Raw genomic sequence first — 12,649 nt, 5'->3', positions numbered from 1 at the left:
ATGAGGGAAATAGCATGAAATTATGGCATCCGACATCAGAAAACATTTGGCAGGGGCGTAATGATCTTGCCGAAGCTAATAATGCTTTACGCATGTTCCAGACGATAAAACAACCCGCTGATTTTTCCCCTGAGCAATATCCGAATCATATTGCATTGTTGGGTTTTGAATGTGATGAAGGAGTGAAACTCAATCAGGGGCGGCCGGGAGCAAAATCAGGGCCTGAGTATTTGCGTCAGTCGCTGGCAAATATGGCGAGCCATGATGGGCATGAATTGCTGGTGGATTTGGGTAATATCCGGGCGAATAGCGGTCAGTTAAGTGAAGCCCAAAGTGCTCTGAGTGAAGCTGTCTATGCCTGTCAGAGCCAGAAAATGCGTACCCTCATTTTTGGTGGCGGTCATGAAACTGCATTTGCTCATGGTATGGGCATTTATCGTGCGTTTCCAACACAGCGGGTAGGGATTATTAACTTTGATGCGCATCTGGATCTACGAAATGCGCCACAGGCAACATCAGGCACACCATTCCGTCAGCTTGCTGATTATTGTCACCAGCAACAACGACCGTTTAATTACAGCTGTGTGGGTGCTAGTTTGGCCTCAAATACTCAAGCCTTATTGGATGAAGCGAATCATCTTGATGTCACTATTATTTGGGATACTCAATGTATTGATTCTATGTTGGATAAGGTTCAACAACAGATACAGGATATGCTGAATCAGGCTGAAATCATCTACATGACGATTGATTTGGACGTGTTACCGATTTGGCAAATGCCGTCAGTTTCGGCTCCGGCTGCGCTCGGTGTTCCGTTAGAGCGTTTATTGTCACTGATCCAGCCGATTTGCCAGAGTAAAAAATTACAGGCTGTTGATCTCGTTGAGCTGAATCCATTGTACGATATTCAGGGTATGGGCGGTAAAGCCGCGGCTCGCCTTGCATGGCAAATAGTGCATTGGTGGAATGGATAATTGGCAATACGCTCGGGAGTAGAAAGGAATTTATTGTGACTATTGATTTATCAGAAAAAATAATTAAACCCGTACCTCTGTATGCGAAAGTCAAACAATCAATTATTGAAAAAATCCATACCGGGGAGTGGCAACCCCATGACAGAGTGCCTTCAGAATCTGAATTAGTAAAACAATTTAATTGTAGTCGCATGACAGCAAACAGGGCGTTACGGGAACTGACGGCAGAAGGGCTTTTATTCCGTTTACAGGGGGTTGGCTCATTTGTTTCAGAGCCGAAAGGGCAGTCCGCCCTGTTTGAAATTCACAGTATTGCTGATGAGATTGCGGCACGTACCCATCGCCATAACTGTAAGGTATTAAAGCTGGCGGAAGTCACCGCTAATATGACTCAGGCCAAGGAGCTGGGCATAAAAGCAGGTACAGCGGTTTATCACTCAATTATTCTCCATTATGAAAATGACGTGCCCGTACAAATTGAGGATCGTTATGTTAATGCGTTAGCGGCACCGGAATATCTGCGGCAGAATTTCCATCAACAGACAGCTCATGATTACTTATCGATGGTGGCACCGCTGACGGAGGGAGAACATATTGTAGAAGCTGTTGCCGGTGATGCCCGCTCCTGCCGTTTACTGCAAATAGAGGAGAATTCTCCCTGTTTGTTAATCAGTCGCCGAACTTGGTCGAAAGAACATATAGTTTCCAGTGCCAGATTATTATTTCCCGGTCACCGTTATAAGTTGAAAGGGCGTTTTAGCTCGTGAATTGACGTTATGATTGGTTTTCTCTGTACTCAAAAATCTCCTCTTTGCTTTATGCATGAGAGGAGAAGGTAACAAAAATGTAAAGCATATGTGATGTAAAACACAAAACCAGCAAAATCCCTTTCTGAGATTTTGCGAGCAAATTATAACCATCCTATTGATATTCAATAAAAAAGAAAAATAACAAAATTATTGACTTTATCTCCGTCACACTTTTGCCTATTGAATATACATGTATATACAACTATACAGTTAATAAATTTTCATAAATATGAAAAAGGAAAAACTGTGACAACGCAAAATAATAAATTCAGTAATGCGGTTATCCGTGCTCCCAGAGGAACAAAACTCACAGCAAAAAGCTGGCTGACAGAAGCCCCGCTTCGCATGCTTATGAACAACCTTGATCCTGATGTTGCAGAGAATCCCCATGAGCTGGTGGTTTATGGTGGTATTGGTCGTGCAGCCAGAAATTGGGAATGTTATGAAAAGATTGTTGAGACTCTGAAAAACCTTGAGAGCAACGAGACATTACTGGTTCAGTCAGGCAAACCCGTCGGTGTTTTCAAAACACATGAAAATGCTCCCCGTGTACTGATTGCCAACTCGAATCTGGTTCCTCACTGGGCAACGTGGGAACACTTTAATGAACTGGATGCCAAGGGATTAGCGATGTACGGCCAGATGACAGCCGGCAGTTGGATATATATCGGCAGTCAGGGAATTGTGCAGGGTACTTATGAAACATTTGTCGAAGCCGGGCGTCAGCACTATAACGGTGACTTGACCGGTCGCTGGGTTCTGACAGCCGGATTAGGTGGTATGGGAGGTGCACAGCCTCTGGCCGCAACACTGGCAGGTGCCTCATCGCTGAATATTGAATGTCAGCAAAGCCGGATTGATTTTCGTTTACGTACCCAGTACGTGGATGAGCAGGCCGCAGATCTGGATGATGCGCTGGCACGTATTGAGCGCTATTCCCGCGAAGGTAAAGCAGTATCAATAGCATTGTGTGGTAACGCAGCGGAGATTTTACCAGAGCTGGTTCGCCGTGGTGTTCGTCCTGATATGGTAACGGATCAAACCAGTGCTCACGATCCATTACATGGTTATTTGCCGGTAGGGTGGACATGGGAAGAGTATTGTCGTCGTGCTGAAACTGAGCCGGAACACGTTGTTCAGGCAGCAAAAGCATCAATGGCACAGCATGTAGCAGCGATGCTGGACTTCCAGAAACAGGGTATCCCTACTTTTGATTATGGCAATAATATCAGGCAGATGGCCAAGGAGATGGGCGTTAAAAATGCCTTTGATTTCCCCGGTTTTGTTCCTGCTTATATCCGCCCGCTTTTCTGTCGCGGCATAGGTCCTTTCCGTTGGGCTGCACTTTCTGGCGACCCTCAGGATATTTATAAAACAGATGCCAAAGTAAAAGAACTATTGCCGAATGATAACCATCTGCATCGCTGGCTGGATATGGCTCGGGAACGCATCAGCTTTCAGGGCTTGCCAGCACGTATTTGTTGGGTAGGGCTGGGCGATCGCGCCAAATTAGGTTTGGCTTTCAATGAAATGGTTCGTAATGGCGAGCTTTCCGCACCAATAGTGATCGGACGTGACCATCTGGATTCAGGCTCAGTAGCAAGCCCTAACCGTGAAACGGAATCAATGAAAGATGGTTCTGACGCAGTATCTGACTGGCCATTGCTGAATGCACTGTTAAATACCGCCAGTGGAGCAACATGGGTATCGCTGCATCACGGCGGCGGGGTTGGTATGGGCTTCTCCCAGCACTCTGGCATGGTGATTGTCTGTGATGGTTCAGATGAAGCGGCGGAGCGCATTGCCCGGGTACTCCATAATGATCCGGCGACAGGCGTTATGCGCCATGCAGATGCAGGTTATGAACTGGCAATTCAATGTGCAGAAGAGCAAGGGCTGAATTTACCTATGCTCAATACCCGAACAGAAGACACTCAAGCGGCAGAAATAAAATAAGGAGCGTTATTAATATGAAAAATATCACTATTCATCCGGGAAAAATGACGCTTGAAGAGTTACGCCATATCTATCAGCATCCCGTACAAATAACGTTAGATGAGCAATGCTTTCCGGCGATAGAGAACAGTGTTGAATGTGTTAACCGCATAATCAACGAAAACAGAACTGCTTACGGAATTAATACGGGTTTTGGGTTACTGGCAAATACTCGAATTGCAGAACAGGATCTAGAAGAACTGCAACGTTCGATTGTTATGTCACATGCGGCGGGTGTTGGTGAACCGCTACCGGATGAAATTGTCCGTTTGATGGTCGTATTAAAAATTAACAGCTTAGCTCGTGGTTACTCAGGTATTCGGCTGGAAGTGATCCAAGCCTTGATAGCATTGGTGAATGCCGAAGTTTACCCTTGTATTCCGGCTAAAGGGTCGGTTGGGGCTTCTGGGGATTTGGCTCCGCTGGCACATATGAGCTTGTTATTGCTGGGTGAGGGTAAAGCCCGTTATCGCGGGGAATGGTTGCCGGCAAAAGAAGCTCTGGCAAAAGCGGGTCTTCAGCCGTTTACGCTGGTCGCAAAAGAGGGGCTGGCATTATTGAACGGTACTCAGACTTCAACGGCATTTGCCTTGAAAGGCTTGTTTGCAGCGGAAGAATTACTGGCATCAGCCGTTGTGTGTGGTGCGTTATCAGTTGAAGCGGCTCTGGGTTCCCGTAAGCCATTTGATGCACGTATTCATGAAGTCCGTGGGCAGCAGGGGCAAATTGATGTCGCAGCTTTATACCGCTTTGTATTGGAAGAGAAAAGCGATATTTCTGCCTCCCACGAAAACTGCCCGAAAGTTCAGGATCCTTATTCACTGCGTTGCCAGCCACAGGTTATGGGCGCTTGCCTGACCCAAATTCGCCATGCTGCTGATGTCATTATGGTTGAGGCTAATGCTGTTTCTGATAACCCACTGGTTTTCACTGAGCAGGATGAAGTGATTTCCGGCGGGAATTTCCATGCTGAACCTGTCGCGATGGCATCGGATAATCTGGCGCTTGCGCTGGCGGAGATTGGTGCACTGGCAGAACGGCGGATTGCTCTGCTGATGGATAGCAATATGTCTCAGTTGCCTCCGTTTCTGGTCAAAAATAGCGGTGTGAATTCTGGCTTTATGATTGCTCAGGTAACCGCAGCTGCACTGGCAAGTGAAAATAAGGCATTAGCACATCCTTCCAGTGTTGACAGTCTGCCGACGTCAGCGAATCAGGAAGATCATGTTTCTATGGCACCGGCAGCAGGTCGTCGCTTGTGGGAAATGGCGGATAACGTCAGGGGTATTCTGGCAATTGAATGGCTGACGGCATGTCAGGGCATCGATTTCCGTGAAGGGTTAAAGAGTAGCCCGACGCTAGAGAAAGCCCGCCATATTCTGCGTAATAAAGTGAAGTATTACGATAAAGATCGTTTTTTCGCACCGGATATTGAAGCAGCTATTCAATTATTGGCAGAACAGCAACTTTCTGCATTATTACCGGCAGATAAGATCCTGCCGATTGGTAATATCCTGAAAAACCACATAAACTAAATCGTCTGAAGGCCGGTTTTCCCGGCCTTATCGTTGTATTTATCTTTCACATCTAATAATAAAAGAAATAGGGATAAATCATGCAAAACACCTCACAACTCAAGCGTGGGCTAAGTGTTCGTCATATTCGGTTTATGGCACTGGGGTCGGCAATTGGTACCGGGCTTTTTTATGGTTCAGCGGGAGCTATTCAGGCCGCAGGGCCGGCGGTATTGCTGGCGTATATTATCGGAGGGGCCGCTGTTTTTATGGTTATGCGGGCATTGGGGGAAATGGCGGTTCATAACCCTGTGCCCGGTTCATTCTCTCATTATGCCAGCCATTATCTGGGGCCACTGGCGGGTTTTCTGACCGGATGGACTTATATCTTTGAAATGCTGGTGGTCTGTCTGGCGGATGTCACCGCATTTGGCCTCTATATGAAATTCTGGTTTCCCCATGTTGATCAATGGATTTGGGTTCTCGGTATCGTCTTTTTTATCGGGGCAATAAACCTGTGTAACGTTAAAGTTTTTGGTGAGATGGAGTTCTGGCTTTCCATCATAAAAGTGGTTGCGATCATAGCGATGATTGTTGGCGGCTTTGCAATCATGATGTACGGGTTCGAGCAGGGAACCGGTTTCTCAAATCTGTGGGAACATGGCGGCTTTATGCCGAATGGTGTTACCGGGATTATTGCTTCATTTACCGTTGTGATGTTTGCATTCGGTGGTATTGAAGTTATCGGTATTACCGCCAGTGAAGCGAAAAATCCGGTATATTCTATCCCACGAGCTATCAATGCTGTCCCTGTGCGCATTCTGTTGTTTTATGTTCTGACCCTGTTTGTTCTGATGTGTATTTATCCGTGGAATCAGGTTGGTCAGAACGGCAGCCCATTCGTGCAAATTTTCTCCAGCCTGCAATTTAACTATGCCGCCCATATTTTGAACCTTGTTGTTATCACGGCAGCAATCTCAGCCATTAACAGCGATATCTTTGGTGCAGGGCGAATGATGTACGGCATGGCGCAGAAAAAGCAAGCACCTGCTTTTTTCAACAAACTGACAAAACATGGCGTGCCGTGGGTGACAGTATTGGTGATGTCAGTCATTTTGCTGGTCGGTGTATGGTTGAATTATATATTACCGGAAGAAATCTTCTTGATTATTGCTTCTATCGCAACTTTTGCCACGGTATGGGTATGGCTGATGATCCTGTTATCGCAATACATGATGCGTCAGAAAATGCCTGCGGAAGAAGCTAAACAACTGCAATTCCCTGTACCGTTCTGGCCGATAGCGCCAATGCTGACAATCGCATTTATGGCGTTCATCATAGTGGTGCTGGGTTATTTCCCGCATACACGTGTTGCGTTATATGTGGGGCTAGGTTGGGTGGCATTACTGACTGCATGCTATTTCCTGTGGGTCAAGAAATCGGGTGAGAAAAAAGCCTGATTAATAAAAAAGATAGTGTTTATGAAAGCCATCTTGTCAGAGCAGGATGGCTTTTATGTTTTTGTCGAACTCACATATGCTTTTCACCTGAAATAATTCACATGCTCAGATAGCTGATTTGTGGCGGGGATCGTGGCAAACTAGCAGACTTAATATTATTGAGGTTTAGAGGTGCTTGTGGATAAGATTTTTGTAGATGAAGCCGTCGCGGAGCTGCATACCATTCAGGATATGCTGCGCTGGGCAACCAGCCGTTTCAGTGCAGCCGGCATCTATTATGGTCATGGGACAGATAACCCATGGGATGAGGCTTTGCAATTGGTTCTTCCAACATTGCACCTGCCTATCGATATACCAGAAAACATGATGACATCCCGCCTGACAACAACGGAGCGTCATCGAATTGCTGAATGTGTTCAGCGCCGCATCAACGATCGCATTCCGATCGCTTACCTGACTAACCGTGCATGGTTCTGTGGGCATGAGTTCTATGTTGATGATCGTGTTCTGGTACCACGTTCACCTATTGGTGAGTTGATTAACAATCAATTTGCAGGGTTGCTCCCACAGGAGCCAGCAACCATTCTTGATCTGTGCACCGGAAGCGGTTGTATTGCAATTGCGTGTGCTCATGCTTTCCCTGAGGCAGAAGTTGATGCAGTTGATATTTCTGCTGATGCCTTAGCTGTGACAGAACAGAATATTGAAAACCATGCTCTGTTACATCGCGTCATACCAATCCGCTCTGATATGTTCCGCGATATGCCTCCAATGAAATACGATCTTATCGTGACTAATCCACCTTATGTGGATGAAGAAGATATGAGTGATTTGCCGGATGAATTTCATCGTGAACCGGAGCTGGGTCTGGCTGCGGGAGTGGATGGGCTGGATCTGGTTCGTCGTATTCTTGCGACCGCCCCGGATTTTCTGACAAAAGAAGGTGTGCTGATATGTGAAGTCGGTAATAGCATGGTTCACCTGATTGGACAGTATCCTGATGTACCATTCACATGGCTGGAATTTGAACATGGTGGCGGTGGTGTCTTTATGCTGACCCGTAGCCAGTTAGTCGAATATCACGAACATTTTCACCTGTTCAAAGATTAAAGTTCGTTACACACAATATTAAGCCCAATGGTTAAAGTGTTTTTTAGCACATTTTATGCCCGATAAACTTCAAGTTACAATTGGTAATATGAGGTAAGCCCTTATATCTCCCTGCATTGTGGGGAGATATCACACGCCTCTTGAAGTTGAATTGGTATAGTCAAATAAATCGGGTGAAATAAATTATGCTTTAACCATTTGTTAGTTTATTGTTATTTAACATCTAATCTTAATACATAAGAAATAATGGCAGGATAGGTATGGCAGGCAACAGTATTGGACAGTTTTTCCGTGTTACTACATTTGGTGAATCTCACGGTCTTGCATTGGGTGGAATTGTTGATGGTGTTCCACCTGGTATTGTTATTTCGGAAGCCGATTTGCAAATTGATCTGGACAGGCGTCGTCCCGGGACTTCCCGCTATACCACTCAGCGCCGTGAACCCGATGAGGTTCGCATACTTTCTGGTGTTTTTGAGGGAGTAACAACCGGAACCAGTATTGGCTTATTAATTGAAAACACCGATCAACGTTCGCAAGACTACAGCGCGATCAAAGATGTTTTCCGTCCCGGTCATGCAGATTATACCTATGAACAAAAGTATGGGTTGCGCGATTATCGCGGAGGTGGCCGTTCATCTGCCCGTGAAACTGCAATACGTGTTGCTGCGGGAGCGATTGCCAAAAAATATTTATTCGAAAAACATGGTATTCGTATCCGTGCCTGCCTGACTCAGATGGGAGATATTCACTGTGAAATGAAAGATTGGGATCTGGTTGAGCAGAACCCATTTTTCTGTCCTGATGAAAGTAAATTAACTCAGCTTGATGAATTATTACGTGCCCTGAAGAAAGAAGGGGATTCCATTGGTGCCAGAGTGACCGTTGTGGCTGAAAATGTTCCGGCTGGATTAGGAGAACCGGTTTTTGACCGTCTGGATGCCGACATTGCTCATGCCCTAATGAGCATTAATGCTGTGAAAGGCGTAGAAATTGGTGATGGTTTTGGCGTAATTGGCCTGCGTGGCAGCGAAAACAGGGATGAAATCACCTCTCAAGGTTTTACCAGTAACCATGCGGGAGGCATTCTGGGTGGGATCAGTAGCAGTCAGCCCATTGTTGCCCATATTGCGCTGAAACCGACATCCAGCATTATGGTTTCAGGAAAAACCATTAATCGGCAGGGCGAAGAAGTGGATATGGTTACCCGTGGTCGGCATGATCCTTGTGTTGGTATCCGCGCAGTGCCTATTGCAGAGGCGATGATGGCGATTGTCCTGATGGATCATCTGTTGCGCCAGAGAGCACAATGTGCAGATGTGTCACCTTCGCTTCCAAGCTGGTGAACCAGAGCTCAACAAATATGAATAGGTGCCGAAAGACACCGTGATATCGGATAAGCAATTTTCTGGTGAAATACATCATGGAATGGTCATTACTGGGTCCGGAAGTTTATGGTTTACTCTTTTTAGTTGCTCTGGTTGCAGGTTTTATCGATTCAATTGCAGGTGGTGGCGGGCTGTTAACGATTCCCGCTTTATTATCTACAGGTATTACGCCGGTCCAGGCACTGGCAACAGGGAAACTTCAGGCTGTAGGTAGTTCACTCTCTGCCAGCCTGTATTTTATCCGCCGAGGAGTAGTAAGCTTACGTTCTCAACGATTTGCTATCACTATGACGGTTCTGGGTGGTATGGCAGGCGCATTACTGGTTCAGTTTGTATCACCGGATTTACTGCGCTATGCCTTACCGGTTCTGGTTATGATCATCGGTCTTTACTTCCTGTTGGTACCCAATATAGGTGCAGAAGATCGACCGCGCCGTCTGGGTCCGATTGCATTTGGTTGCCTTGCCGGGGGAGGGATCGGGTTTTACGATGGTGTATTCGGGCCGGGAACCGGCTCTTTTCTGGCACTTTCTTACGTCATGCTCTGTGGTTACAATCTGGCTAAGGCAACTGCACATGCAAAAGTGCTGAATTGCGCAGCTAATCTCGGTGCATTGGTTTTCTTTATTCTTGGCGGGCAGGTTTTATGGCTGTTGGGTTTTGTTATGCTGGCCGGTCAGATGATTGGAGCACGCTTAGGAGCCGGTTTAGTATTAAGCAGAGGGCAGAAATTGATTCGCCCGATGCTGGTAACCATCTCTTTTTTAATGAGTATCAAATTGCTCCATGAACAGCATGGTGAAACCATCCGTTCCTGGCTGGAATTTTATTTTTAATTTTATATCTACTGTCTTTCGAGTTACCTCTTTGTCACTTTCTGGTCGTAACTCGAATGTTATCGGATATAGGACATTAATTTTTAGGATTGTATTAATAAATGGCTGAACATCATTATCAACAACTAATTGAAATTTTTGATGATTGCTTTAGCGATGACTATAACACCCGTTTGATCAAAGGTGATGATGAGCCAATTTATCTACCCGCAGATGATAAAGAAGTTTATAACCGGGTCGTATTTGCCCACGGCTTTTACGCCAGCGGATTACATGAAATTTCCCATTGGTGCATTGCAGGTACAGAGCGTCGTAAATTGGTTGATTTTGGTTATTGGTATTGTCCCGATGGCCGCGATGCTCAAACTCAGGCTGAATTCGAAAAAGTCGAAATTAAACCTCAGGCGTTAGAGTGGCTATTCTGTATGGCTGCGGGCTTTCCGTTCAACATTAGTTGCGATAATCTCGACGGTGATTTTGAGCCGGATCGTTTTGCTTTTCAGCGGAAAGTTCATACTCAGGTCATTGCATACCTTGAAAATGGAATCCCCCTACGTGCGGCGCGCTTTATTCGCGCCCTGCAATCGTTTTACAATACCCCTCCACTAAAGGCAGAACATTTTCCTGACCCGGAAGATCCTTTTGCTAACTGATTTGATTTTTGAGGAAAAACAATGCTCGCAGAGTTTGAAACACGCATTCTGGCACAGATAGATGACATGGTTGAATATGCCAGTGATGACGAATTATTTGCTGGTGGATACCTCCGCGGGCATCTGACACTGGCTGTTGCTGAACTGGAGCAGGAAGGTGCCAATACTATTGAACAGCTTCATCAGCGTGTAGAGGAAAGCGTTCAGAAAGCGATTAAGGCTGGCGAATTGACACCGCCGGATCAGGTTTTGATTTTATCCACTTGGAAAAAGCTACTGGATAGTGCGAGATCATAATTTTTGACGCTATTTTGAGGGTTGTTTTACAGCCCTCTCTTACATAGAAATGCGTAGCGCTTCGCAATTAATGATAAATAACAGATAATCTTAAATATTGAATGTTCTTTTATGAAAGAAATAAAGTAAAATTATTGGGTAGTAAGATTTGATTTTTATATATTAAAGTTACGTGTCTGCGTAATTTAATGATTTTGTTATATATTATTTGAGATTTTATTTTGTTATTAGTGGAACAGCTGATGATTTAAAAAATGAATGATGATAGAGTTTGTAGCATTATGGAAAAACAATGTATTTTAAATTTATTGCTAATGTATGAATTTAAAATGCAATTATTAATCTGTTATTTAAAAATTACAAATGTAAATTCTCTTTAAAAACACAGAATAGAAAAAGGATATTTCGGAGGTGGTATATGAGAATTGAGGACAATGTTGTTCAAAGGGAATATGGGGATCACAATCAGCAATATAAAAAGTACTTTTTACCTGAATCGATAAGTTTTAGTACTTTCAACCTGACAGGGAGAACGGAAATGAATGTAATATTAGAAAAAAGATTTGAAAATATGGGGGTAGATGTTTCACAATTAAAAACAGATGTTTCACTGTTAAAAATAGACGTAACACAGTTAAAAACAGACGTAATAGAGCTAAAGACAGATGTAAAACAATTAAAAACAGACGTAATAGAGTTAAAATCAGATGTAACAGAGCTAAAGACAGATGTAAAACAATTAAAAACAGACGTAATAGAGTTAAAGTCAGACGTAGCAGATCTAAAAACAGATGTAACTGAGCTAAAAATAGACGTAGGAATTATAAAAAATACCTATGCAACTAAGGCTGATATTGAATCAGTAAAGGTGCTTATCCATACTGAGATTGCATCTGTAAATAAAGAAATGGCATCTATCCATAAGACGCTATTAGAGAAAATAACATCTCAGACAAAGTGGATGGTAACAATGATGTTTGGTTTTTCTGGTATTATTATCGCCGCAATGAAATTGATGCTTCCATCCTGAATAATTACCGAGGTGGTATAATGTTTACTATTCGGCCAACACAGTTATCAGATATAAATCAGTTAGCTATAATTGAACATTCCGCTGCGCAACTATTTTGTCTTATACCTGAACTAGCCTGGATTTCTGATGGTCATATACAGACTGAACAACAACATTTGGGTTATATTGTGCAACACAATAGCTGGGTTGCAATAAATAATAAGGGTGTTCCTGTAGGTTTTATTCTGGTGAAAACTCTGGAGGACGGGTTACATATTTTTGAGCTATCTGTGCATGGAGATTGGCAAAGAAAGGGTATAGGCAAGGAATTAATAGAAACAGTTATTCAAGTAGCTAAGCAACGCAAATTACAGTCTGTCACTTTAACAACTTTCCGTAATGTCCTTTGGAATGCGCCTTTTTACCAAAAACTGGGGTTTGTTATCTTGGAACCGCAAGAAATGGGTGAGGAATTACAACAGATTTTGCAAGGTGAAATTGAATATGGTTTTTCGGCAGAACAGCGTTGTGCTATGAAACGCCCTATAATTATATGAACCGATTGTAATTCAGTTAGTGCCCCCAGTCACATAACTTATCT

Annotated in this window: 12 protein-coding genes; all 12 read left to right on the top strand. The window is 44.2% G+C overall.

The features are described 5' to 3' along the window. Window positions 1–14: 14 nt before the first annotated feature. The 12 genes from hutG (at window position 15) to Xsto_RS00605 (ending at window position 12,605) form a co-directional block, all read left to right on the top strand. Window positions 15–974: a formimidoylglutamase gene (gene hutG / locus Xsto_RS00660; RefSeq protein WP_099123770.1), complete on the top strand. Its 960-nt coding sequence runs from the start codon at window positions 15–17 to the stop codon at window positions 972–974. Further along, complete coding sequence (gene hutC / locus Xsto_RS00655) at window positions 944–1,741, top strand: histidine utilization transcriptional repressor HutC (protein WP_211284275.1); 798 nt, start codon at window positions 944–946, stop codon at window positions 1,739–1,741. The genes hutG and hutC overlap by 31 nt, the downstream gene beginning before the upstream one ends. Before the next feature lie 288 nt (window positions 1,742–2,029). After that, window positions 2,030–3,739: a urocanate hydratase gene (gene hutU / locus Xsto_RS00650; protein WP_099123769.1), complete on the top strand. Its 1,710-nt coding sequence runs from the start codon at window positions 2,030–2,032 to the stop codon at window positions 3,737–3,739. A gap of 14 nt (window positions 3,740–3,753) precedes the next feature. Continuing rightward, entirely contained in the window at window positions 3,754–5,313 is a 1,560-nt protein-coding gene (gene hutH / locus Xsto_RS00645; protein ID WP_099108446.1) for a histidine ammonia-lyase, read from the top strand. 80 nt (window positions 5,314–5,393) lie between these two features. Further along, the gene (locus Xsto_RS00640) at window positions 5,394–6,752 is read left to right on the top strand and encodes an amino acid permease (protein ID WP_099123768.1); all 1,359 of its coding nucleotides are present in this window, start codon (window positions 5,394–5,396) and stop codon (window positions 6,750–6,752) included. Window positions 6,753–6,929: 177 nt separating this feature from the next. Next, the gene (gene prmB, locus Xsto_RS00635) at window positions 6,930–7,862 is read left to right on the top strand and encodes a 50S ribosomal protein L3 N(5)-glutamine methyltransferase (RefSeq protein ID WP_099108478.1); all 933 of its coding nucleotides are present in this window, start codon (window positions 6,930–6,932) and stop codon (window positions 7,860–7,862) included. 260 nt (window positions 7,863–8,122) lie between these two features. Then, window positions 8,123–9,208, top strand: a complete 1,086-nt coding sequence (gene aroC, locus Xsto_RS00630) for a chorismate synthase (RefSeq protein ID WP_099108444.1) — start codon at window positions 8,123–8,125, stop codon at window positions 9,206–9,208. A gap of 77 nt (window positions 9,209–9,285) precedes the next feature. Further along, complete coding sequence (locus tag Xsto_RS00625; RefSeq protein ID WP_099123767.1) at window positions 9,286–10,086, top strand: sulfite exporter TauE/SafE family protein; 801 nt, start codon at window positions 9,286–9,288, stop codon at window positions 10,084–10,086. Window positions 10,087–10,187: 101 nt separating this feature from the next. Then, complete coding sequence (locus Xsto_RS00620; protein ID WP_099108442.1) at window positions 10,188–10,739, top strand: elongation factor P hydroxylase; 552 nt, start codon at window positions 10,188–10,190, stop codon at window positions 10,737–10,739. A 21-nt stretch (window positions 10,740–10,760) separates the two neighbouring features. Next, window positions 10,761–11,036: a YfcL family protein gene (locus Xsto_RS00615; protein WP_099123766.1), complete on the top strand. Its 276-nt coding sequence runs from the start codon at window positions 10,761–10,763 to the stop codon at window positions 11,034–11,036. Between the two features lie 418 nt (window positions 11,037–11,454). Beyond that, window positions 11,455–12,066, top strand: coding sequence for a hypothetical protein (locus tag Xsto_RS00610; RefSeq protein WP_099123765.1), 612 nt, complete (start codon window positions 11,455–11,457; stop codon window positions 12,064–12,066). Between the two features lie 20 nt (window positions 12,067–12,086). Further along, entirely contained in the window at window positions 12,087–12,605 is a 519-nt protein-coding gene (locus Xsto_RS00605; RefSeq protein ID WP_099108439.1) for a GNAT family N-acetyltransferase, read from the top strand. The last annotated feature ends 44 nt before the right edge of the window (window positions 12,606–12,649 follow it).

The organism is Xenorhabdus stockiae (assembly GCF_002632825.1).
In the GTDB taxonomy this organism is placed as follows: domain Bacteria; phylum Pseudomonadota; class Gammaproteobacteria; order Enterobacterales; family Enterobacteriaceae; genus Xenorhabdus; species Xenorhabdus stockiae.
The sequence above is the reverse complement of the archived record's forward strand: the minus strand, read 5'-3'. Positions and strand labels throughout refer to the sequence as shown.